General features: G+C 41.2%; 22 protein-coding genes. 21 read left to right on the forward strand and 1 reads right to left on the reverse strand.

Annotated elements, in window-relative coordinates; all coding sequences use genetic code 11:
* Nucleotides 1-23: 23 nt before the first annotated feature.
* The 6 genes from CZ382_RS20370 (at nt 24) to tnpA (ending at nt 4,693) form a co-directional block, all read left to right on the forward strand.
* A complete protein-coding gene (locus CZ382_RS20370; RefSeq protein WP_088052966.1) occupies nt 24-344 on the forward strand; it encodes a hypothetical protein in 321 nt (106 codons plus the stop codon).
* A gap of 246 nt (nt 345-590) precedes the next feature.
* Nucleotides 591-1,115: a cupredoxin domain-containing protein gene (locus CZ382_RS20375; RefSeq protein WP_235000483.1), complete on the forward strand. Its 525-nt coding sequence runs from the start codon at nt 591-593 to the stop codon at nt 1,113-1,115.
* A gap of 23 nt (nt 1,116-1,138) precedes the next feature.
* Entirely contained in the window at nt 1,139-2,620 is a 1,482-nt protein-coding gene (locus tag CZ382_RS20380; protein WP_088052967.1) for a cbb3-type cytochrome c oxidase subunit I, read from the forward strand.
* Between the two features lie 23 nt (nt 2,621-2,643).
* Entirely contained in the window at nt 2,644-3,207 is a 564-nt protein-coding gene (locus CZ382_RS20385; protein ID WP_188725562.1) for a hypothetical protein, read from the forward strand.
* A 478-nt stretch (nt 3,208-3,685) separates the two neighbouring features.
* Nucleotides 3,686-4,201, forward strand: a complete 516-nt coding sequence (locus CZ382_RS20395; protein ID WP_088052970.1) for a YkoP family protein — start codon at nt 3,686-3,688, stop codon at nt 4,199-4,201.
* Nucleotides 4,202-4,273: 72 nt separating this feature from the next.
* Complete coding sequence (gene tnpA / locus CZ382_RS20400; protein ID WP_268811323.1) at nt 4,274-4,693, forward strand: IS200/IS605 family transposase; 420 nt, start codon at nt 4,274-4,276, stop codon at nt 4,691-4,693.
* 354 nt (nt 4,694-5,047) lie between these two features.
* Here tnpA and CZ382_RS20405 read toward each other — a convergent pair whose 3' ends face one another.
* Nucleotides 5,048-5,878: a metallophosphoesterase gene (locus CZ382_RS20405; protein WP_088052971.1), complete on the reverse strand. Its 831-nt coding sequence runs from the start codon at nt 5,876-5,878 to the stop codon at nt 5,048-5,050.
* A 296-nt stretch (nt 5,879-6,174) separates the two neighbouring features.
* On the opposite strand from CZ382_RS20405, the gene CZ382_RS20410 reads away from it, so the two are divergent.
* The 15 genes from CZ382_RS20410 to trxB all read left to right on the forward strand — a co-directional run bounded on the left by CZ382_RS20410 (nt 6,175) and on the right by trxB (nt 22,866).
* Nucleotides 6,175-7,299, forward strand: coding sequence for an MGDG synthase family glycosyltransferase (locus tag CZ382_RS20410; protein WP_088052972.1), 1,125 nt, complete (start codon nt 6,175-6,177; stop codon nt 7,297-7,299).
* Between the two features lie 234 nt (nt 7,300-7,533).
* Nucleotides 7,534-9,519 (forward strand): excinuclease ABC subunit UvrB, encoded by a 1,986-nt coding sequence (gene uvrB / locus CZ382_RS20415; RefSeq protein ID WP_088052973.1) that lies wholly within the window; start codon nt 7,534-7,536, stop codon nt 9,517-9,519.
* 24 nt (nt 9,520-9,543) lie between these two features.
* A complete protein-coding gene (gene uvrA / locus CZ382_RS20420; protein WP_088052974.1) occupies nt 9,544-12,420 on the forward strand; it encodes an excinuclease ABC subunit UvrA in 2,877 nt (958 codons plus the stop codon).
* Between the two features lie 425 nt (nt 12,421-12,845).
* Nucleotides 12,846-13,199: a YojF family protein gene (locus CZ382_RS20430; protein WP_088052976.1), complete on the forward strand. Its 354-nt coding sequence runs from the start codon at nt 12,846-12,848 to the stop codon at nt 13,197-13,199.
* Between the two features lie 20 nt (nt 13,200-13,219).
* Nucleotides 13,220-13,891, forward strand: coding sequence for a bacillithiol biosynthesis deacetylase BshB2 (gene bshB2 / locus CZ382_RS20435; RefSeq protein WP_088052977.1), 672 nt, complete (start codon nt 13,220-13,222; stop codon nt 13,889-13,891).
* A 152-nt stretch (nt 13,892-14,043) separates the two neighbouring features.
* Entirely contained in the window at nt 14,044-14,241 is a 198-nt protein-coding gene (locus CZ382_RS20440) for a PspC domain-containing protein (protein WP_088052978.1), read from the forward strand.
* Entirely contained in the window at nt 14,241-14,597 is a 357-nt protein-coding gene (locus tag CZ382_RS20445; RefSeq protein WP_088052979.1) for a phage holin family protein, read from the forward strand. The genes CZ382_RS20440 and CZ382_RS20445 overlap by 1 nt, the downstream gene beginning before the upstream one ends.
* A 126-nt stretch (nt 14,598-14,723) precedes the next feature.
* Nucleotides 14,724-15,659 (forward strand): HPr(Ser) kinase/phosphatase, encoded by a 936-nt coding sequence (gene hprK, locus CZ382_RS20450; RefSeq protein ID WP_088052980.1) that lies wholly within the window; start codon nt 14,724-14,726, stop codon nt 15,657-15,659.
* An 11-nt stretch (nt 15,660-15,670) separates the two neighbouring features.
* The gene (gene lgt, locus CZ382_RS20455) at nt 15,671-16,516 is read left to right on the forward strand and encodes a prolipoprotein diacylglyceryl transferase (protein WP_088052981.1); all 846 of its coding nucleotides are present in this window, start codon (nt 15,671-15,673) and stop codon (nt 16,514-16,516) included.
* 88 nt (nt 16,517-16,604) lie between these two features.
* Entirely contained in the window at nt 16,605-17,564 is a 960-nt protein-coding gene (locus CZ382_RS20460; RefSeq protein WP_088052982.1) for a nucleoside recognition domain-containing protein, read from the forward strand.
* The gene (gene ppaX, locus CZ382_RS20465; RefSeq protein WP_088052983.1) at nt 17,539-18,174 is read left to right on the forward strand and encodes a pyrophosphatase PpaX; all 636 of its coding nucleotides are present in this window, start codon (nt 17,539-17,541) and stop codon (nt 18,172-18,174) included. Before CZ382_RS20460 ends, ppaX begins: the two co-directional genes overlap by 26 nt.
* A gap of 5 nt (nt 18,175-18,179) precedes the next feature.
* Nucleotides 18,180-18,701, forward strand: coding sequence for an acyltransferase (locus CZ382_RS20470; RefSeq protein ID WP_088052984.1), 522 nt, complete (start codon nt 18,180-18,182; stop codon nt 18,699-18,701).
* 285 nt (nt 18,702-18,986) lie between these two features.
* Nucleotides 18,987-20,648: a glycerol-3-phosphate dehydrogenase/oxidase gene (locus tag CZ382_RS20475; RefSeq protein ID WP_088052985.1), complete on the forward strand. Its 1,662-nt coding sequence runs from the start codon at nt 18,987-18,989 to the stop codon at nt 20,646-20,648.
* A gap of 179 nt (nt 20,649-20,827) precedes the next feature.
* On the forward strand, nt 20,828-21,829 hold the full coding sequence (locus tag CZ382_RS20480; protein ID WP_196406334.1) for a tetratricopeptide repeat protein: 1,002 nt from the start codon (nt 20,828-20,830) through the stop codon (nt 21,827-21,829).
* 83 nt (nt 21,830-21,912) lie between these two features.
* Nucleotides 21,913-22,866 (forward strand): thioredoxin-disulfide reductase, encoded by a 954-nt coding sequence (gene trxB / locus CZ382_RS20485; protein WP_088052987.1) that lies wholly within the window; start codon nt 21,913-21,915, stop codon nt 22,864-22,866.
* Nucleotides 22,867-23,161 lie beyond the last annotated feature (295 nt).

A 23,161-nucleotide genomic window follows, 5' to 3' on the forward strand; every position in this document is an offset into this window, starting at 1 on the left:
GAACAACACCCAGAGAGCTGAGCATGTTTACGACATCGACAGGAACCGCTAGAATATCGACCGGAAATGCAAGGATATCGTCAGGAAATATGAGACATCGACCGGAACCGCAGGAATATCGTCCAGAAATGCAGAGCATCAACCGGAATTGCGAGAACATCGACTGGATAGCCGGAACATCAACTGGAATGCCGGCAGATCGACAGGAACCGCGCACAAATCAAATGGAATGTGTGCACATCGTCCAGAATCACGTCCGCATTGCCTGGTATCACGGGAATATCGTCCAAAACCGGGCGGAACATCATCCCGTACCACAAGTCTCAGACATAACTAAAAGATAAAGTTACACTTTAAACGTGTATCTTTATCTTTTTTTGTTGTTCGCCTATTAACCCGATTAACACCGTATTCACAGTGTAAACTATAATAATAGAAAAACTCCTTAAATTCAAAAAAATAAATGGTTTTTAGTGATTTGGATCACTAGATAAAGCGATAAAATTTTATATGATATAGCCGATCACTGCTATATTTATAGGACTTTTTAATTGGAAACGCAAAAATTGAATGATGAAGGAGGTTTTACGGTGAGTGTTCAAACCGTGGCATGGGTAACAACATTGTTTTTTATGATGGTTATTGTAATGGTTTTTGGTATTGTTGCACTTAAATCGAGGGAGCGGAGGCCATATGAGCCTATTAAAAAGAAATGGTATGAGGCGCGGAATTTTTATGGTACAGCATTGGTCGTTTTTATGCTGGCCGTAACGATTTATACATTAAGGGAGTTACCGTACGACATACCAGTGTATGGGGAAGAAAACGAACCGACAGTAGTTGAGGTAGAGGCGATACAGTTTGCATTCAAGATGAGTAAAACGGAATTTGCGGCTGGAGAACCGATTGAATTCCATGTAACAAGTAGTGACGTGAATCACGGATTTGGAATTTATGATGAAAATATGACCTTAATTGCCCAAACCCAAGCAATGCCGGATTACACGAACAAAGTGTATATCACCTTTGACAAACCAGGGGCATATCAGGTGCTCTGCTTGGAGTATTGCGGTCTGGCGCATCATGCTATGGTTCAGAAATTTGAAGTCAACTAGTCAAATAGACGGAGGTGTTAAACATGAATGTAAATCAAGTAGCTGAAAAAACGCGGAATAATCAAGTTGTTACCTATCTGGCAATCAGTGGAATTATTGTTATTGCCATGATGATCTTTGGGATTTTGATGCTCCTGCAGCAAGGTGGTGTTATTAATTTGCCACCGGCTACATTCTATCAGTTTCTGACGATACATGGAACAGGAATGATAGGGGTTGCTGCATTAGCTGCCGCTGCAATCATGTGGTATTTTCTAAATAAATATGTAACATTATCTCAAAAAATATTGAGGATAAATTTAGCTTTATTTTTAATTGGTGTCGTAATGGTTATCATTGGTGTTTTTTCCTTCGAATATGCCAGCGCATGGACGTTCTTATATCCGCTGCCGGCTCTGTCAGCAAATGCATGGGGAACGATTGGAGCATTGCTATATCTTGGCGGAATGCTCGTTTTGGGAATTGGGTTTTTGCTCTTCTATCTTGATGCCGGCCGGGCAATTATTAAAAAATATGGCAGTCTGGGCAAAGGACTTGGCTGGGATGTAATTGCTGGCAAAAAGGCTGAACAAGACGCACCGCCCGGGGCTGTTGTAGCAAGCACAATGGTGACAATTGTAAACACGACCGCAATTACAGCTGGTGCGGTTGTACTGATAATGAATATTATTAATGTGATCAATCCAAGTTTTACCTTTGATCCATTACTTGCTAAAAACCTGACATATGCATTCGGACACATTTTTGCCAATGCGGTTATATACATGGCTGTGATTGCTGTATATGAAATCTTGCAGAAATATACGGATCGGCCATGGAAGTCGAGTAAATCATTTTTGGTTGCCTGGACAATGTCGACTGTATTTACGTTAATTATCTATACACACCATTTGCTGATGGATTCCGTTATGCCAAAATGGACATTGATTATGGCGCAGGTTCTATCATATTCGAATGGTTTGCCTGTATTGGTTGTTACAGCGTATGGTGCTTTAATGATCGTATATAAGTCAGGGATTAAGTGGGACATGGCGTCAGGGTTAACGTACGTCGCGATGTTCGGCTGGGTGCTTGGGGTTGTGCCAGCAATTATTGATGCAACAATTGTTGTCAACCATGTGATGCATAATACAAAATGGGTACCAGGTCATTTTCATATGTATATGGGACTCGGTGCGCTTGCGATGATATTCGGATTTATGTATTATGTGGCAAAAGTTGAATGTAATATGCGAATAAATATGCTTGATAAAATGGCGTTTGTTATCTATATACTGGGGATTATGGGGGTAAGCGGATCATTCCTCGTTTCTGGAGCTATTAGTACACCAAGACGCTGGGCCACACATTTCCCGGATTGGATAGGACCAGCACAATTTGGTGCCGTTTCCGGAATCTGTTTGGTCATGGCTGTTTCCATTTTTGTCTGGCATTTTGTGCGTTTTCTAATGAATCGAAATACATTGAATGCTGGCAGCGACTTTAGTAAGAAAAAACTTGCATGATTTAAAAAAAGGGGGAGCCGATAATGAAGCAGGCAGGAATTGGCCTTAGCTTGTATGGGTTGTTAATGATCCCACCTGTTGTTCATTTTTTAGAATCGGTTATGCTGTTCCATATGCTCGTCCAGCTGCCATTACTGATTGTGGCAGGTTGGCTGATGGGCGGAATTTTTATTGGGAAATTCATCAATTTTTTTACAAAATGGAATGCGAGTGGCATCCCAGGTATCTTGTTGTTCATTATTATTACCATGTATTGGATGCTCCCCCGTGTATTAGATGAGGCAGTCAGCCTTTGGTATATGGAGCTGTTCAAATTTATAAGTCTCCCCTTTTTAGCGGGATTGTGTTTACGGGATAGCTGGTGCAAGCTAAAAATAGTCGGTAAAAGTTTTGTTTATTTAAATTACTTGCCAATGTTCGGACTAATGGCATGGCTATACATCGATACACCAATTCAAATATGTAACAATTACTTGGAAGATCAGCAAAAAGTGCTCGGATGGGGATTTTTATTTATCACAATTTGCATGATCATTTATATACTGCAGCAAGTATTTTCAGACCAATCGGAAACCCCGAATCATTAGATTGGTTTTACGAATGCAGCTAGATCATTTTGGATTAAAAATGGAGCGAAAAGGGCACCGATGTTTTTATCGGAATGATCGCTTATATTACCGATATTGAAAAAGGGTAAACGTACAAAGCTTGACATTATTATCAAGAAAAACATGACGCGTTTTTTTGGCAGCCAAGAATATTCCCTCACTACTACATACCTTCAAAGTACTCCCTCCTTGTACGTGAATAGAAATGGTTTGATTGTACTGTATCCGGCTTCGGCCCCAAAACGTTTTAAGGCCATGATCTTAAAATAAATGTTATCAAAATTCCAGGAATCAAACTATCTTTTTAAAATTAAATGCCATTTCCCGCGGGATTTAAAGGCTGCCAAAAAATAGTGATCGATTTGGTGACATTTTGAACATCCTCTAAAAAATTCCTTTGATATTTTCTTTCCTTTAAAACAAACTATTGATGATGGAATGGAGAAAGGACAGGAAAATGAAAAGTCATTTACTAAGTATGTGGAATGTACTGGATCCCCTTTATTTTCGTTTTACCCGCTTACAATATGTAATGGATCAAAATAAAAAGAAAACACTGTTTCGTGTCAGGCTTACGCGATATAAAGGCAAACCGGTAATACTTCAAGATGGGACAGAAATCAATAAGAATGATGTATTACTTAAAATTCATTTGCACAATGTAAAGATGCTGCATGAATTAAAGCAAGTTAATGGTGATATCAAGCGTGGTGTGTATGTCTATCATATGATTAAACGTTCCTTACCAATACTGGATAGTTATGTCAGACTTCATTGGAAAGCAAATGAAATTAAAGGAATAATCGGAATTACAACATTATATCGAGGTGCTGAACGACTTGGGTTTGAAATTTTTCCGATCAGCAACCCCTATTACATGCTGTATAAAAAATGGACATTTGTACCAATTAACTCCAGATTAAGCCCCACGCTATGCGTGGGAGAACAAAAGTGGAAGTACCTTTACGTATGATAAAAAAATCCCCCTCTGGTATAATGACAAAGGTTTCGGAAGCCGATGTCAGTTAGAGGAGGAAATCCAAAATTGGATAAATCAAGTTTATCACATACGAAGTGGAATTGCATGTACCATATTGTGTTTATTCCCAAATATAGACGAAGAACAATGTATGGAAAACTTAGGGAAGATATACGTGAGATCATCAGAAAACTTTGCGAGTATAAGGGAATTGAGATAGTAAAGGGAAGTGTTTCTGTTGACCATGTTCACCTATGTGTGAAGATACCACCGAAGCTTAGCGTATCAACATTCATGGGATATTTAAAAGGAAAAAGTGCATTGATGATATTCGACCGACATCCTGAATACAAAAGTAAAGGAAATAGACACTTTTGGGCAAGAGGGTATTATGTAGATACCGTCGGTCGAAATGAAGAGGTTATCAAGAAGTATATAAAAAACCAAACCGATGCAGATATGATAGAAGATAAGCTAAATAAATAAATGTAGTCGGCTTGCGAAACCACGCCCTTAAGGCGTTGCAAGTAACATGCCCTTATAGGGCTAAGTCAAACCACCTGTTGAACAGGTGGTATGTGATTTTTTAGCAAATGCAGTTTGTCATCATAATCCTGTATATTTGTTTATGTCAAAAGATAAATTATCCCACCTTAACGATCAGTAAGCCCCCTATCATATGCCTATGGATTTCTATAAAGTGTACCGGGGGGCAACTGGCCGTAAAGATTCGATCATAGGAACAAAGACTAAGAACGTCACATCCTTATGCCTTCGTCCTTGTGCCCCACATCGAGTGGGCCTAATGCTAACATTCCGTGGGGAAAAGCGTCCACTTTATTAAAGCGGGGTATCTGACTGAATGGCAATATTATGGAAGGTGATTTCCGGTCTGCTGCCAATGCGGATATTAATTCCGGTTTGACCTAGCCCTTCGCTAATGTAATAAGGCATATTATCTTGTTTGTGCAGTCCTTTAATAATGTGCTGACGTGCAAGTTTTCCCATTTTTGCCAGATGGTATGCTTTAGGGTAGCAGATTTGTCCTCCATGAAAATGCCCCGCCATCAAATAATCAAATTTGTGGTTATCCATATCCAATACTACAGTTGGGTCATGGGTTAAAATGATATTTGTACCTTTTTGAACACGGTGAAATGCTAACGGGACGTCGCTTCGGCCGGTGCTATAATCATCAATTCCAATGATGTTGATCGTACTGCCGTTCACTTCGATTGTTTCACTGGCATTTTGCAATACGTGACAATCATACGCTTCCAGCAGGTTTTTCAGATCGTTTAAATCTTCATCCTTCAGAACGTAATCATGATTGCCAAATACCGCATAAATTCCGTGTCTGGGCTGCAACTCCTTCAGTACTTTCAAATATGGCTTCAGCTTCGGAATACTACGCTTACGATCTAAAAAGTCACCAGTCAAGGCGATGATATCAATAGTTTCATGACGCAATTTTTCTGACAACAGGAGGGGACTCAACGAAATATTTTCCAAATGCATATCGGAAAGATGCAGGATTGATAATGGCTGGTTTTGATTCGTTTGCTCCGTGCCGATTGAAATTTTATTTATGGTAATCTCTTTCGTGTTTTTATAAGCTTTATAAAATAAAATAATTATCGCCATAACAAGCACAATAAGAATAAACAACATTGTATAAACTCCTCTCCAATGGCAATTATAACATGCCAGTGACAATGGTTTTACAGGTAATTGATGGGATTAAAGTGCGTGTTCAAAAAAGAGGATAAAAAGGACCAAGGCCGGCTAAGGTCGCCATGTCCTGTTGCAACGCCGACACTAGCACGTCCAGTAGTCGCAGTTCGAGGCGGCGAAGTTTCGAGCAGCGGGCTTGAACAGGACGTGTCGGTACTTAGTCGAAGATTCCCTATCTCGATGTGTCATTTTTACCGGACTTTTTGAACAACCCCTTAAATGGAGATGATCGAATGAGCCAAACGGTAAAAGCTTTATTTTTACCATTTATGCAACTGCCAACCGGACATCATCATGTTGCAGACGCATTAATCCAGGAACTGGCGAAATGTGAGCGAAACATGAACTGCGACAAGGTTGATATTTTATCCTATAGCTACGGAAAAATGGAGCGCGTGGTCTCGTCCTCTTATTTAACATGGATTAAATTATTTCCAAATGTTTATAATCGCCTTTACCAGTACGTTGCATATAATAAGAGCCAGCAAACCGGTCATTATTTTCTCTATGAAGGACTGTTCTCACATTTTTTAAGGCGGCTAATCAACGAAAAAGACCCAGCGATCATTTTTTGCACCCATGCACTTCCCTCTTACATTGCCAGCAGATTAAAAAGGAAAAAACAGCTTAATAAAATGATCATTAATGTCTATACGGATTTTTTCGTTAATCGGGTTTGGGGGTTGGAAGAAATCGATTATCATTTTGTACCGACCGTTCATGTAAGAAAATTTTTAATGGAAAGAGGCGTTAGCAAGGAACGTATTTTCATAACAGGTATTCCGGTTCACCCAGCCGTTACCAGGCAGGGAAAACAGCGGCCTCTATCCGATAAGCGTGCCGTACTGGTTACGGGGGGAAGTTTAGGAGTTGGGGCAATTGGGCAGATACTTGCCAGCTCAGCAAATGTAAACCGGATTCACTATCATGTGCTTTGCGGTAAAAATGATAGCCTGTACAAACAATTGCTTCGCCAGAACAGACCGAACGTAACCCCATATTCTTATATTACCAGCAAGGATGAAATGAACGATCTGTACGACAAGGTGGATGCAGTTGTCACCAAGCCGGGCGGGGTAACGATTAGTGAAAGCTTGCAAAAGTATAAACCGATTTTTATTTACAATCCTTTACCGGGTCAGGAACAAATCAATGCCAGGCTCCTGGAAAAGCAAGGATTGATTATATCCAGCACAATAAATGAACTGGAGCGGGGGCTTAATCTTTTTTTTTCGGATAAACGTAAACAGGAAATACACAGAAGAAACATGAATGAGTATCATGATAACCTCATGAAGGAGCCAATTTATCAGATTATTGATAAGTGCTTACAAGCTGAATTATTTAAAAAACATTAGCCATTGGCTGATGTTTTTTAATTTGCTTTATTCCGCATGATTTTTTAGCCAAGCATTCGGGTACAATGGACAAAAGAGCACAATGCAAAATGCTCGAATACTTGTTCGGTTTATGTTAGAATAGATAATGGAAATTTCATAGTGAAGCTGAACATTCATTTTTTCCTGTTGAAGATTAGATTTCAAGTTAATTATGATATGATAGATTACAGACGAAAGAACGGAGGCTGGCTTGTGGAAAAACAGTTTGAACTAGTTGCTAACTATGAACCTGAGGGGGATCAACCCAAAGCAATTAAGGAATTAGTTGAAAAAGTGCTGGCTGGTCAGCGGCATCAGACACTGCTTGGTGCAACAGGTACCGGGAAGACATTTACCGTATCAAACGTTGTGAAGGAAATAAATCGGCCGACACTTGTCATTGCCCATAACAAAACATTGGCCGGACAGCTGTATAGTGAGTTTAAGGAATACTTCCCGAACAATGCTGTTGAATATTTTGTCAGTTATTACGATTATTATCAGCCAGAAGCATATGTACCATCAACGGATACGTTCATTGAAAAAGATGCAAGTATCAATGATGAGATAGATAAATTAAGGCACTCGGCAACCTCGGCGCTATTTGAGCGGAATGATGTATTGATCGTTGCCAGTGTATCTTGTATTTACGGGTTAGGTTCACCAGAGGAATATGGAAGTCAGGTTTTATCATTACGGATGGGCATGGAAAAAGACCGTGACCAGCTGTTACGCGAATTAGTCGGTATCCAATATGCCAGAAATGATATTGATTTCCAGCGTGGTACGTTTCGTGTGCGCGGGGACTCGGTTGAGATTATTCCGGCATCACATGAGGAGCATTGTATGCGGGTCGAGTTTTTCGGTGATGAAATCGATCGGATTCGGGAAGTAGATGCATTGACTGGTGAAATAATTGGCGACCGGGAGCATGTAGCGATATTTCCGGCATCCCACTTCGTTACCCGTGAAGAAAAATTGAAAATTGCAATAGAAAATATAAGAAAGGAATTGGCAGAACGACTAAAAGAGCTGCGTGATGAGAATAAATTATTAGAGGCACAGCGCTTGGAGCAACGAACTAATTATGATATTGAAATGATGGAGGAAATGGGCTTTTGTTCTGGAATCGAGAACTATTCCAGACATTTGGCGTTTCGTGAAGCAGGCTCGACACCATATACATTGCTGGACTATTTCCCGGATGACTTTTTGGTAGTTATTGATGAGTCACATGTTACACTGCCGCAAATCAGAGGAATGTATAATGGAGACAGGGCAAGGAAGCAAGTTTTAGTTGATCATGGATTCCGGCTGCCCTCTGCACTTGATAACCGCCCATTAAAATTTGCCGAGTTTGAAAAACAAACAAACCAGCTTATTTATGTCTCGGCAACTCCCGGGCCTTATGAAATGGAACACTCACCTGAAGTGACCGAGCAAATCATCCGGCCAACAGGGCTATTGGATCCAGAAATTGATGTAAGGCCGATTAAAGGTCAAATTGATGATCTAATTGGTGAAATTAATAAACGAACCGAGCGAAACGAACGTGTACTTGTGACAACATTAACGAAAAAAATGTCTGAGGACCTGACTGACTATTTGAAAGAAATTGGCATAAAGGTTGCCTATTTGCATTCGGAAATCAAGACGTTGGAACGGATTGAAATTATTCGCGACTTGCGTATCGGTAAATACGATGTACTGGTCGGGATTAACTTGTTGCGTGAAGGACTTGATATACCTGAAGTTTCGCTTGTAGCGATATTGGATGCAGATAAAGAAGGATTTTTGCGGTCAGAGCGTTCCCTGATCCAAACGATGGGCCGGGCAGCGCGAAATGAAAACGGCGAGGTTATTATGTATGCTGACAACATAACCCATTCGATGCAGGTAGCGATTGAGGAAACGAATCGCCGCCGGGAAAAACAAATAGCATATAATGAAGCACATCACATCACACCAACGACGATCAGGAAAGATGTTCGCGATGTGATTAAAGTTACCGTTGCTGCAGAAGATCAGGAGGTTTATGAAGAAAAGGGAACGAACGTGGCGAAACTGCCGAAGAAAGAAAAGCTAAAATTAATCGAGAATATGGAAAAAGAAATGAAAGATGCAGCAAAAGCGCTTGATTTTGAAAAAGCTGCTGAGCTGCGTGATATTATACTTGAGCTTAAAGCTGATGTTTCATAATTACTGCGGAAGGATGACCGTTTCATGCCTAGTAAAGCAATACAAATTAAAGGTGCCAGAGCACATAATTTAAAGAATATTGATATTACCATTCCAAAGAATAAACTTGTTGTTCTGACCGGGTTATCCGGATCAGGGAAGTCATCACTAGCCTTTGATACGATCTATGCAGAAGGGCAGCGCCGCTATGTTGAATCGCTATCTGCCTACGCCCGTCAGTTTTTAGGGCAAATGGATAAGCCGGATGTCGATACGATTGAAGGGTTATCACCAGCGATCTCCATCGATCAGAAAACGACGAGCAGAAATCCGCGTTCAACCGTTGGAACGGTTACGGAAATTTATGATTATTTGCGGCTGCTTTTTGCCCGGGTCGGCCATCCAACCTGTCCGAGACATGGGATTGAAATCAGTTCACAAACGGTTCAGCAAATGGTCGATCGTATTTTGGAATATCCTGAACGTACAAAACTGCAAATCCTTGCGCCGGTTGTTTCCGGACGCAAAGGTGAACATGTAAAAACGCTGGAGAAATTAAAGCAGGAAGGATATGTACGAATTCGTGTTGATAAGGAAATGCGGGAAGTAACGGAAGAAATAACACTGGAAAAAAACAAAAAGCACTCAATCGAGGTTGTTGTGGATCGGATTGTAGTAAAGGACGGGATTGCCGGGCGGCTTAGTGATTCGATCGAAACCGCTTTGGAGCTTGGGGAAGGTAACTTAATCGTTGATGTAATCGGAGAAGAAGAACTGAAATTCAGTGAAAACCACGCCTGTCCAATTTGCGGATTTTCGATTAGTGAATTGGAACCGCGTTTATTTTCATTTAACAGTCCGTACGGTGCATGTCCAACATGTGACGGATTGGGAACTAAACTGGAGGTTGACATTGATCTGGTGATTCCTGACTGGGATAAAACACTGAATGAACATGCGATTGCAGCATGGGAGCCGATTAGCTCGCAATACTATCCGCAGCTGTTAAAAAGTGTTTGTACACACTATGGAATTGATATGGATGTACCTGTAAAAAAACTGCCGAAAAAACAAATGGATATCATTTTAAACGGGAGCGGGAAAGAGAAAATTCATTTTCATTATGTGAATGATTTCGGCAATGTCCGGGATAACCAGATCATGTTCGAAGGTGTCTTAAACAATATAGCAAGACGTTATCGCGAAACATCATCAGACTTTATCCGGGAAACATTGGAAAAATATATGGCGCAGAAAAATTGTCCGACGTGTGATGGCTATCGGTTAAAAGAAGAAGCACGTGCAGTTTTGGTTAATGGGCTGCATATTAGCCAGGTGACCGATTTTTCCATAACCGAGGCAAACCACTTTTTTAGCCATCTGGAACTAAGCGAAAAAGAAGAACAAATTGCCAGAATGATTTTAAAGGAAATCGGCAATCGGCTTACCTTCCTTAACAATGTTGGACTGGACTATTTAACCTTGTCACGGGCAGCTGGGACATTATCAGGTGGTGAGGCACAGCGGATCCGGTTGGCGACACAAATCGGCTCGGCGTTAACTGGTGTATTATATGTTCTGGACGAGCCATCCATTGGCTTGCATCAGCGTGATAACGATCGGTTAATCAGCACCTTGAAACAGATGCGCGATTTGGACAATACATTAATCGTTGTGGAGCATGATGAGGATACGATGCTTGCTGCCGATTGGCTGATCGATATTGGCCCTGGTGCAGGAGAACATGGTGGTTCGATCGTTGCCAGTGGGACACCTGAAAAAGTAATGAAGAATAAGCATTCCCTTACCGGTAACTATCTATCGGGTGAAAAATTTGTCTCTTTACCTGTAAAGCGCCGTAAACCGACGAAAAAGAAAATTGAGGTCGTCGGTGCGGAAGAAAACAATTTAAAAAATGTTACGGCTAAATTTCCAATCGGCTTAATGACAGTTGTCACGGGTGTTTCCGGTTCAGGCAAAAGTACGTTAGTAAATGAAATTTTGTATAAATCATTGGCAAAACAGCTCTACAAGGGCAAACACAAACCAGGTAAACATAAGAAAATTAATGGCATTACGAACATTGAGAAGGTAATCGACATTGATCAATCACCAATCGGCCGGACACCAAGGTCAAATCCGGCAACCTATACGGGTGTGTTTGACGATATTCGCGATGTTTTTGCCCAAACGAATGAAGCAAAAATTCGGGGCTACAAAAAAGGCCGGTTCAGTTTCAATGTGAAAGGCGGACGTTGTGAGGCATGTCGTGGCGACGGCATAATTAAAATTGAAATGCACTTTTTGCCTGATGTGTATGTTCCATGTGAAGTGTGTCACGGAAAACGCTATAACCGGGAAACACTAGAGGTAAAATATAAAGGGAAAAGCATTGCCGATGTGCTCGATATGACGATTGAAGAAGCATTGGATTTCTTTGCCAACATTCCTAAAATCAAACGCAAATTGCAAACGATCTATGATGTCGGATTAGGCTATATAAAACTTGGTCAGCCGGCTACTACATTATCTGGTGGGGAGGCACAACGGGTGAAGCTGGCCAGTGAACTGCATCGCCGGTCAAACGGCAAGTCCTTCTATATTTTGGATGAACCGACAACAGGACTTCATGTCGATGATATAAAACGGTTACTCAGTGTCTTGCAGCGGCTAGTCGATAATGGTGACACGGTATTGATCATTGAACATAATCTTGATGTCATTAAAACTGCCGATCATATCATTGATCTCGGTCCTGAAGGCGGGGATCGCGGTGGACAGATTATTGCAACCGGAACTCCCGAAAAAATAGCAGAAACAGAAGGATCCTATACCGGACGTTACTTGAAACCAATCCTGGAACGTGACCGGAAGCGGATGGAAGAGGTACTTGTGGAAAAAGAGAAGGTGGGGACGAAGTGATAGAAGAGGATGTTCAAAAAGCACCAAATGATAAGCGGCGAACTCTAGAGTTGGCGGAAGGGGATCTTCTGCTAAAACCGCCCACATCCTGTGGGCAACGCAGAAGTCACCACATCCTGTGGAAGCCCGGTGCCGGGAGCTACGCCGCCTCGACCTTCTTGCGACGCACAGGAAGTGCTAGTGCCGGCGTTGCAACAGGACGTTGCGACTTTAGCCGGCCTTCTCATTCGGCGACTTTTTGAACACGCACTAGAAAGGTAGTAAGCCTGCTCGAGGGTTTGCTGCCTTTTTGTATTTTGTGAAAAGCAGCTTGGCAGCGTTATGCTGATTCTCGCTCGACAGGGTAATCCAGTAGTCAAATATTTTGACGCATTCCTTCCATTTCGGTAATGTAAAAGAGGAGGTTGTATGAGAGGAGCAAACAGATGAAACCAATAGAAATGGAAGCTGTACAACAGCATTTGGAACGTTTTATAGATAAGGAAGTTTATGTTCATTTAGAAACAACGAACGGTGCTTATGCAAGCCATGTTAATAGTGAAGCGTACAATGTTGGCGCGTATATTCGTAATGCCAAAGTGAAATTTTCGCAAGCAAGGATTGTTGGTGACGGAAAATCTTATCGAGCCGGATTGAAAATGGAATTTGGCTGGATTTACGCGGAAGGATTGAGCGATTGGACGATCCATGGGGACAATCAATTGTTACTCGCCGGTCATGACCGGGAAGGACGTTTAATGGTTTCCCTGGAGTTAAGTGAAGCACCATTCCGTTATTAACTTTTGAGAGGATGATAGACATGGAAAAACATGTTGTTGTAATCTATCCACATCCAGATGATGAGTCATTTGGTGCTGCTGGTACGATAACAAAATTTCGTAAACAAGGTGTGCCTGTTACATATTTGTGCGGAACACTAGGTGAAATGGGTCGTAACATGGGATCACCCACATTTGCCAATCGGGAAACATTACCGGAAATCCGCAAAGAAGAGCTGATCAACGCCTGTAAAGCACTTGATATCGATTTACGTATGCTCGGCTATCGTGATAAAACACTTGAATTCGAAGACCGGCAGACGGTAGCAGAACACTTGAAAGATATTTTGGAAGAAATTGAACCAAGTCTGGTGATTACCCATTACCCTGACTATGCCGTACATCCCGATCATAATGCACTAGGCGCTGCAGCTGTTGAGGCAGTCCGGCACATGGATGAAACAAAACGGCCGGTAGTGTGGGTGCAGGCAATTTCCAACAATTTTCCTGATGTACTTGGAGAACCGGATATTGTAAATGATGTTAGAGATATTTTCGATAAAAAAATGGCTGCCATATCGGCACATAAATCACAGGCAAACGGCGTGCTTGGGCAATTTCAGCAAAATCCCGCAAATAAAGCAGAAATCTTGGAAGGAGCTAAACAAGCATTAGGCAAAGAGCGATTTTATATTTGGGATTATGATAAATAGCTTCCTAAAACAACAACATCCCTTGCCAAAGGAAAATGGCAGGGGATTTTCAAAAAATGAAGCTTTTCATGTTCCGGGAACGTATACATAAGAGTAGAATGTTTATAAAAGTTCAATCAAAGGGAAAATAAAAGGAACAAGGAGGGGTTCGAATGCCAAAACGTTTAACCAGATCAATCAAGGATCGTAAAGTTGCCGGAGTTTTAGGAGGTATTGCCGAGTACTTTAATATAGATGCCACGATAGTAAGGCTGATATTTGTGATTGTATTAATTCCAAGTTTGTTTACATTATCACTGATTTACCTGGTCGCGACGATTATTATACCAAATGAGGGTGAGGTGTATTAATGTTTCTGAGATGGTTTTTATCGATTTTCTTAAATGCAGTCGCATTAATTGCCGTAGCACAGCTGTTTGATTCCTTTTACCTTGAAGGATTCGGGACGGCACTGCTAGCCAGTTTCATCTTATCTATTCTAAATGTTATCGTGAAACCAATCTTAATCGTGTTAACATTGCCGATTACGGTGTTCTCGCTCGGTTTGTTTTTGTTTGTCATTAATGCGATTACATTAATGATTACGCAGGGGGTAATGGATTCCTCATTTGTTATTAATGGATTCGGTACAGCTATCATTGCCTCTATCGTTATTTCTATACTAAATCTTTTATTGAATCAGCTTGTAAAAGATACGATGAGATAAGCTCCAATTTTATACGATATTCGTAATCGCAGGTACGTGCCCTGCGTTTTTTTATGGCCAAGTGTTACTCCATTCGTAAGAAATATGCTACAATGAAAAGCAGTTATTGACTGGAGGAAACCATACATGGAGAAAGTACGGACAAAAGATTTATTGGCAAATTTTAATTTGACGCTTGTAGCTGGTGAGGATGGCATACATAGGGAAATTATTACGAGTGATATTTCACGCCCGGGAATCGAAATGACAGGGTACTTTAAATATTATCCGAAAGAACGCCTGCAATTAATCGGTAAAACGGAAATGGCTTATTTTTTGGAACTTACCGATGACCAGCAAAAGGACCGAGCGGAAAAATTGTGTACCGATATAACACCCGGAATCGTTATCAGCAGGGGGATGGATATTCCGGAAGTAATGATAAATGCTGCGAATGACTCTGGTGTGCCTATTTTGCACTCGCCAAGGAAGACAACCCGCGTGATTAGCAGGCTTACCAATTATCTTGAAGCCAAATTTGCCCCGTTTACCGCAATCCATGGTGTACTTGTCGACATTTATGGTGTCGGCGTTTTGATTACTGGGCAAAGTGGTGTAGGAAAAAGCGAAACAGCACTGGAACTGGTGAAGCGTGGTCATCGGCTGGTAGCGGACGATAGTGTAGAAATACGTCAGGAAGATTACGATAGTTTAATTGGAAATGCGCCACCATTAATCGAACATTTACTGGAAATTCGTGGATTAGGAATTATCAACGTGATGACATTATTTGGAGCAGGTGCTGTCCGGAGTTACAAAAAAATTTCCCTAATTATCAATTTGGAATTATGGGATGAAAAGAAACAATATGACCGGCTTGGACTGGACGAAGAAAAAATGAAAATTATGGATGTGGATCTTCCAAAGGCGACTATCCCTGTTCGGCCAGGAAGAAACCTTGCTGTCATTATTGAGGTTGCTGCGATGAATTTCCGGTTGAAAAATATGGGAGTTAATGCTGCAGAAGAATTTTCCGAACGTTTAACAAACATGATTGAACAGGAAAAAGATGATATGGAATAGGAGTGATTTTGTTGACTTGCAGTGCACCTACACTTGATCGAGTATTTTTGGAGCTTGGTCCATTAACCATTTACTGGTACGGCGTTATCATTGCGTTTGGCGCGTTTATCGGACTATTTCTAGCAACAAGAGAAGCGAACCGGCTTGGTCTGAAGAAAGACATCATCGTTGATTTAATTGTCTTTGCTATTCCGATTGCCATTATTTGCGCACGAATCTATTATGTTATTTTTGAATGGGATCAATATAAGGGTGGCACATGGTGGGATGTGTTCGCCATTTGGAATGGTGGAATCGCCATTCATGGGGCATTAATTGGTTCCGTCTTAACAGCAATTGTCTTTGCTCGAGTGAAAAAGGTTTCCTTTTGGCAGCTGGCAGATATTGTTGCACCAAGTCTTATTTTAGGGCAAGCAATCGGCCGCTGGGGGAACTTCATGAATCAGGAAGCACATGGCGGGCCGATAGCAGAAGCTACATATAATAGTTTTCACCAGTACTTGCCCGATTTCATTATGAATCAGATGTGTATTGACGGGGTGATGTACCATCCGACATTCTTGTACGAATCCTTCTGGGACATTCTTGTGTTTATCTTTTTGTTACTATTAAGACGGTTTAATCCGGTTCGTGGTGAGGTGTTCTTAGCATATGCCATGACATACTCGATTGGACGGTATTTTGTTGAATCGATGCGTACCGATAGCCTCGTTTCCGGTGGGCTGCGTGCCGCTCAAGTCATTTCGATCGTGATTATTGTTGTTGGGATTGCCTTAATTATCTACCGTCGTAAATCAGGCATGGCAAAGCATCGTTATGATGGGACCAAAATTGCATCGAAAGATAAAAAGAAATAGCTACAGCATTGTACCAAAAGATAAGCGGTGAATGCAGCTGTTTGCCAACAGACAGTTTTTTGACCATACAACATAGGGGGATTTGGGATTGAGGGGAATTTTCTATCGGGGTTTTAAACAAGGGGTTCACGTAACATGGACATTAGGAAAGGTTATTTTTCCAATTACCCTTATCGTAACAATTTTACAATATACACCAATTTTACCTTGGATTATTAAGCAGCTCACTCCAGTTATGGGACTGTTCGGTTTGTCCGGTGAAGCGGCAGTGCCATTGGTGCTTGGCAATGCACTTAATTTATATGCAGGAATAGCTGCCATCGTATCGTTTGATTTTTCGGTTAAAGAGGTATTTATTTTGGCGGTAATGCTGTCCTTTTCGCACAACCTATTTATTGAATCAACGGTTGCGGCGAGAGTTGGCGTCAGTGGCTGGCTGATATCGGGAATCCGGATCATGCTTGCCTTGCTGGCAGCGACCCTTATTAACTTGCTATGGTCTGGTGGTGTGGAACCTGCCCAGTATGGATTGATTTCATCGTCTGAGCCCAACTTGGACAGCTGGTTAACGATTGTTGTCCAGGGAATCCAAACAGCGCTAGTTGCTGTTACTCAATTAGCATTAATCGTTATCCCATTAATGATTATCATGCAATTTCTTCGGGAAAAAGGCTTTCTGACAAAGTTTTCAAACGGCTTTGCGCCTTTTACTAAATTGCTTGGGATGGAAAAGAACACATCGATGACACTTGTTGCTGGTTTAACGATTGGACTAGCTTATGGTGCTGGACTAATGATTCAGGCAGTAAAAGAAGATGGTGTATCAAAGCGTGATATGTATTTAGCTTTGATTTTCCTCGTTTCCTGTCATGCGGTCGTTGAGGATACGCTTGTGTTTATTCCGCTTGGGATTCCGGTTTGGCCACTGCTTATCATTCGTTTACTTACGGCAATACTATTAACCATCATCATCGCTTTTGTTTGGAAGCGACCAGAATTCAGCAAAAGAAAGGAAGCTTCGCATGAGCATTCATACAATACTTTTTGATTTGGACGGTACTTTAATTGATACAAATGAATTAATTATTGCATCCTTTGAGCATACGTTTCACCATTATGGGAAACCTTTTTCCCGCGAAAAAGCGATTGAATTTATTGGCCCGCCATTAAAAGAATCGTTTCAGCAGATTGACCCGGCTCAAGTTAATGCAATGATTGCGACATATCGCGAGCATAATTTGCAGCATCATGATGAATATGTCACAGCATTTCCATATGTTGTGGAAACATTGACCCGGCTGAAGAAACATGGTTTGCAGCTTGGGATCGTTACCACAAAGATGCGCCATACCGTTAATAAGGGATTAAAGTTAACGGCGATTGATCATTTTTTTGAAACCATCATTACACTTGATGATGTTACCCATGCAAAACCACATCCGGAGCCAATCGTCAAGGCAATGAGCAATCTGAGTGCACAGCCTGAAACTACACTAATGGTTGGCGATAATTCACATGATATAGAGGCAGGACAGAATGCGGGTGTTGCAACGGCTGCTGTAGCATGGTCGTTAAGGGGAAAAGAAGAGCTGCTCGCGTACAATCCAACCTATATGCTTGATGATATAAGAGATTTGTTAACGATTATCGAGGTGTAAAAATCATGCGCAGGACGAACCGGTATCGTGTTAAAGACGCCAATTCTTTATGGCAGATTTATCAGACTGTATCATTCTGGAAGGTTATGAAAAACTTTATTGTGATCCAGATTGCCCGCTACACGCCATTTTTAGCAATGAAAAATTGGCTGTATCGGACGTTTTTACATATGGATGTTGGCAATCACACCGCTTTTGCCCTAATGGTTATGCCGGACATTATGTTTCCAGAAAAAATTACAGTGGGAACAAATAGTGTTATTGGTTATAATACCACGATATTAGCGCATGAGTATTTAATCAAGGAATACAGGATTGGTGAGGTTGTCATCGGAAATGAAGTCATGATTGGTGCAAATGCTACGATATTGCCCGGTGTTACCATCGGTGATCAGGCAATCGTCTCTGCTGGGACACTTGTTCACAAAGACGTGCCTGCTGGTGCTTTCGTTGGTGGAAACCCGATGCGGTTGATTTATACGAAAGAAGAAATGGATAAACGGCAGGCCAATGAGGAAGGTTTTTAGAGAAAGGCTTAGTAAATAGTTGGACAAGACACAATCCCTGCATTCAGGAGACGAAGGTAAAATTCTTTCCAAATTGCCATAACTATGGTATGGTAGAAGCAAGTTAATATGCTGGACGGAGAAATGGAGAAACCACAAATCACTAATGTGAAGAAATCATTAGTGCGATTTGTGGTTTTTTTATTGGGTTCCTGTCCTGCCAAAAGAAAATTCCACTTTCATACATGAATTTGCCAGTAGAAGGGTAATTATATCTAGAGAGTGGTTTTAGGGGAGTGATGAAAAGTGACGCAGTTTTCAAGCTTTAAACGCAATGATATTTTTAACAAATTAACGGAAAAACAGCTGGATGTATTTGTAATAGGCGGGGGGATAACTGGTTCGGGTATTGCATTAGATGCTGTCACACGTGGTTTATCGACAGGTGTTATTGAAATGCAAGATTTTGCAGCCGGTACGTCAAGCCGATCGACAAAGCTTGTCCATGGTGGCCTGCGCTATTTAGCACAATTTGAGGTGAAGGTGGTTGCGGAAGTTGGGAAAGAGCGTGCAATTGTTTACGAAAATGGCCCACACGTCACGACACCGGAATGGATGATGCTGCCATTTCATAAGGGAGGTACATTCGGCCCATTTACAACGAACATCGGTTTGCGTGTGTATGACTTTCTTGCCGGGGTGAAAAAAAGTGAACGTCGTAAAATGCTAAGTCCGGAACAAGCGCTGAACAAGGAACCACTGATTAAACAAGAGGATCTAAGAGGTGCCGGTTATTATGTAGAGTATAAAACGGATGACGCTAGGTTAACGATCGAGGTCATGAAAAAGGCTGTCCAAAAAGGGGCACATGCGATAAATTATGCAAAGGCTGCCGATTTTATTTACGGGGAATCAGGAAAATTGATTGGTGTTGTTGTTCGTGACCAGCTGACAGGCGAGACGTACAATGTTTATGCCAAAAAAATTGTCAATGCTTGCGGACCTTGGGTAGATGATCTGCGCGAAATGGATGGTTCGAAAAAAGGAAAATCACTGCACTTGACCAAAGGAGTGCATCTGGTATTTCCAAAAAAACGCTTTCCCTTACAACAAGCGATATATTTTGATGCCCCAGATGGCCGGATGATTTTTGCCATTCCGCGTGATAAGAAAACGTATGTCGGTACAACGGATACGAGTTATGACGGAAATATCGCTCATCCTACCATGACAGAAGCGGATCGTGATTATTTAATTGATGCGATTAATTACATGTTTCCATCACTTGCTATGAAAGCAACCGATGTTGAATCAAGCTGGGCGGGATTACGGCCGCTAATTGCTGAAGAAGGAAAAAGTCCAGACGAAATTTCTCGTAAAGATGAAATATTCATTTCCGATTCCGGTTTGATTTCCATGGCTGGCGGGAAGTTGACGGGCTATCGCAAAATGGCAGAACAGGCAGTCAATACGGTTGTCAAGCAATTGAAAGAAGAGGAAGGTATTTTATATTCCAAGTCAGATACGCATGATTTACCAATTTCGGGTGGTGAAGTCGGTGGCTCTAAAGGATTTGAGCGCTTCAAAAAGCGGAAAGCAGAGGAAGCCAAGGTACTGGGAATAGATGAAGAAATAGCATTAATGTTAATCAAGAAATACGGTGCAAATATTGATACCATTTTTGAACTTTATCAATCCAAGCAGGACGAAGCCAAAAAAGAAGCGATTGACCCGATTGTTTTCGCACAGCTCATATATGCATTAGAGTATGAGTTAACTTATAAACCGGTTGACTTCTTCATTCGTCGTACTGGTGGATTATTTTTCGACATCAACTGGGTACGTACTCATAAAGACAACGTAATTGCTTATATGGCAAAAGTATTGGATTGGACGGACGAACAGAAAAAAGCATACAGTAACGAACTGGATGACTTGCTTCATGAAGCAGTCCATCCTGAAAAATAATGTTATTTTAACAGATAAGTGAAATCGGCTAATTCGCCGATTTCTCCCATTCTGGCTTCTGACCTCTGACCTCTGGTTATGGCAGAAGTTTTTTATTTTGTTTGCAAAAGCAATCCCTTTTCTGATTAAATATGATATACTGTGTTCGGTATTATATAAGAAAAAACAGGGGGATAACAGTGCAGCATTTAGAGAATAATGTAAGAAAGAGCAAACAAAATAATGTTCTCCCTTTTATTCCTGAAGGTGACTTTTATTTCGCGAAAGGTGTCGAGGCCTTCCGCAGAAGAAAATTTGATCGTGCATTGAAATGGCTGCAGAAAGCGGTTGAGCAGGTGCCAAAAGACCCTTTATACCAGTGTCAAATGTCAATCGTATATACGGAAATTGGCGCGTACCATGAAGCAAATCAGCTGTTAACAAACGTGTTGCAATTTACCGGTGATGAATACACCGATTGTTACTATTTATTGGCAAACAACTATGCACATTTGGGCTTGTTAAATGATGCAAAAAAATATGCTGTATCATATCTTGATAAAGAACCGGAAGGCGAATTTAGTGAAGAGGCCAAAAGTTTGCTTGATTTAATTGACATAGATGAAGACGAGGATTGGGATTTAGAAGAAGAGGATGAACTCCTGATCTATCAGGAAACCGTTTTTTATCATATGGAAAATATGGAATGGGACAAGGCGTTGCCTTTAATTGAAGAAATGATTACTTTATTTCCAGAACATACACCAGTGAATCATGACTACGCTCAGGCACTGTTCTTTAGCGGATTTCAGGAAAAGGCGATCCAGCTAGAACTTGATTTGCTGAGGGATGAGCCGAATTCGTTGGTTAGTCATGCGAATCTAGCCATTTTTTATAATGAGATGGAGCAAAAAGCAGAACGTGAAAAATATCTTCAGGCACTGCAAAATGTATATCCGATTCAAGAACAGCAAAAGCTGCGGATAGCGGTAACATTGGCCAGAACAGGGGATTTTCAGGAAGCAAATAAACGTTTTCGTGCACTTCTCAAAGGTATCGTCAAAAATCATCCGTCATATTATCGCTGGTATAGTGTTTCCCTGTATCAGGCAGGCGCCCTGTCAAGTGCGTTAGCCTTATGGAAAGAGGGCTGCGGGAGACATCCAAAGCTTGCAAAGGAAGAAGGGCTTTGGAAGCATTAACTTGAGCAGAATAATAGACGAAAGTAACCGATTCTTATACCATTAGGTTGGCTTAATAAAAATAGATAAAGGGGCTGAATTACATGTCCGAGGAACGTATGTATGACGTGATTATTGCCGGTGCTGGACCTGCCGGGATGACAGCAGCTGTTTATGCGTCGCGTGCTGATTTGGATACACTAATGATTGAACGAGGAATTCCAGGCGGTCAAATGGCTAACACGGAAGATGTAGAAAACTATCCTGGGTTTGAAAATATTTTGGGACCGGATTTATCGAATAAAATGTTCGAGCATGCCAAGAAATTTGGTGCGGAATATGCTTACGGTGATATTAAAGAGGTAAAAGATCATGGTGATTATAAACTGATTAAAGCTGGCAAACATGAGTATAAAACGCGCGCACTCATTATTACAACAGGTGCACAGTACAAGAAATTGGGTGTTCCAGGTGAAGAGGAATTAGGCGGTCGCGGTGTTTCCTACTGTGCCGTTTGTGATGGAGCATTTTTTAAAGGGAAAGATCTTGCCGTAATCGGAGGCGGGGATTCTGCCGTTGAAGAAGGAATCTATTTAACCCGTTTTGCGAATAAGGTAACGATTATTCACCGCCGTGATGAACTAAGGGCACAGAAAATTATTCAACAGCGTGCTTTTGACAATGATAAGATTGATTTTATCTGGGATACGGTCGTGGACACGATCAATGGACCTGATGGCAAAGTAAGCAGTGTTTCGTTAAGCAATAAAGTCAATCGGGAGAAAAGCGAATTTCCTGCTGATGGTGTATTCATCTATATTGGAATGGTGCCATTAAGCGAACCATTTAAGTCACTTGGCATTACGAACGAAGATGGTTATATCCCAACTAATGAAAACATGGAAACGAGTGTACCAGGCATTTTTGCTGCTGGAGATATTCGTGAAAAAGAACTTCGACAAATTGTAACAGCAACCGGTGATGGCAGTATCGCCGCACAATCTGCACAGGGTTATATTGAAAATTTGCTGGAAGAACTAAAAACAGCACAGTCTTAAAAAAATATTGGAAGTAATTGCATTTTAACGCTGTTGTAACACGCTCGAAACATTTTTGGGGTACAATATAAATAACTAATTGACCCCCTTTTAATAGATAAATTAGTTTTTGCACAGGCGCTTGCCGCCTGTGTATTTTTTTGCTTAAGGGGTTTGTTCGATTTTGTCGATCAGTTCTGCCGATCAATTTCTTGTTGCTTACGAAAGGTTTCTTGTATAATAGTAATAACGGTTTTACGTTCAAAAATCACCTTATTGTAAGCAGTAAATGACAATATTGCTTGCTAATCTGGAA

This window comes from Virgibacillus dakarensis (genome assembly GCF_900155625.1).
GTDB lineage: Bacteria > Bacillota > Bacilli > Bacillales > Amphibacillaceae > Lentibacillus_C > Lentibacillus_C populi.

Excerpts from the sequence above, each read along its gene's own strand:
- CZ382_RS20370 (WP_088052966.1), top strand. The coding sequence starts at position 24 with ATGTTTACGACATCGACAGGAACCGCTAGAATATCGACCGGAAATGCA.
- CZ382_RS20380 (WP_088052967.1), top strand. The coding sequence starts at position 1,139 with ATGAATGTAAATCAAGTAGCTGAAAAAACGCGGAATAATCAAGTTGTT.
- CZ382_RS20385 (WP_188725562.1), top strand. The coding sequence starts at position 2,644 with ATGAAGCAGGCAGGAATTGGCCTTAGCTTGTATGGGTTGTTAATGATC.
- CZ382_RS20395 (WP_088052970.1), top strand. The coding sequence starts at position 3,686 with ATGAAAAGTCATTTACTAAGTATGTGGAATGTACTGGATCCCCTTTAT.
- CZ382_RS20405 (WP_088052971.1), bottom strand. The coding sequence starts at position 5,878 with ATGTTGTTTATTCTTATTGTGCTTGTTATGGCGATAATTATTTTATTT.
- CZ382_RS20410 (WP_088052972.1), top strand. The coding sequence starts at position 6,175 with ATGAGCCAAACGGTAAAAGCTTTATTTTTACCATTTATGCAACTGCCA.
- uvrA (WP_088052974.1), top strand. The coding sequence starts at position 9,544 with ATGCCTAGTAAAGCAATACAAATTAAAGGTGCCAGAGCACATAATTTA.
- CZ382_RS20430 (WP_088052976.1), top strand. The coding sequence starts at position 12,846 with ATGAAACCAATAGAAATGGAAGCTGTACAACAGCATTTGGAACGTTTT.
- bshB2 (WP_088052977.1), top strand. The coding sequence starts at position 13,220 with ATGGAAAAACATGTTGTTGTAATCTATCCACATCCAGATGATGAGTCA.
- CZ382_RS20440 (WP_088052978.1), top strand. The coding sequence starts at position 14,044 with ATGCCAAAACGTTTAACCAGATCAATCAAGGATCGTAAAGTTGCCGGA.
- CZ382_RS20445 (WP_088052979.1), top strand. The coding sequence starts at position 14,241 with ATGTTTCTGAGATGGTTTTTATCGATTTTCTTAAATGCAGTCGCATTA.
- hprK (WP_088052980.1), top strand. The coding sequence starts at position 14,724 with ATGGAGAAAGTACGGACAAAAGATTTATTGGCAAATTTTAATTTGACG.
- ppaX (WP_088052983.1), top strand. The coding sequence starts at position 17,539 with ATGAGCATTCATACAATACTTTTTGATTTGGACGGTACTTTAATTGAT.
- CZ382_RS20470 (WP_088052984.1), top strand. The coding sequence starts at position 18,180 with ATGCGCAGGACGAACCGGTATCGTGTTAAAGACGCCAATTCTTTATGG.
- trxB (WP_088052987.1), top strand. The coding sequence starts at position 21,913 with ATGTCCGAGGAACGTATGTATGACGTGATTATTGCCGGTGCTGGACCT.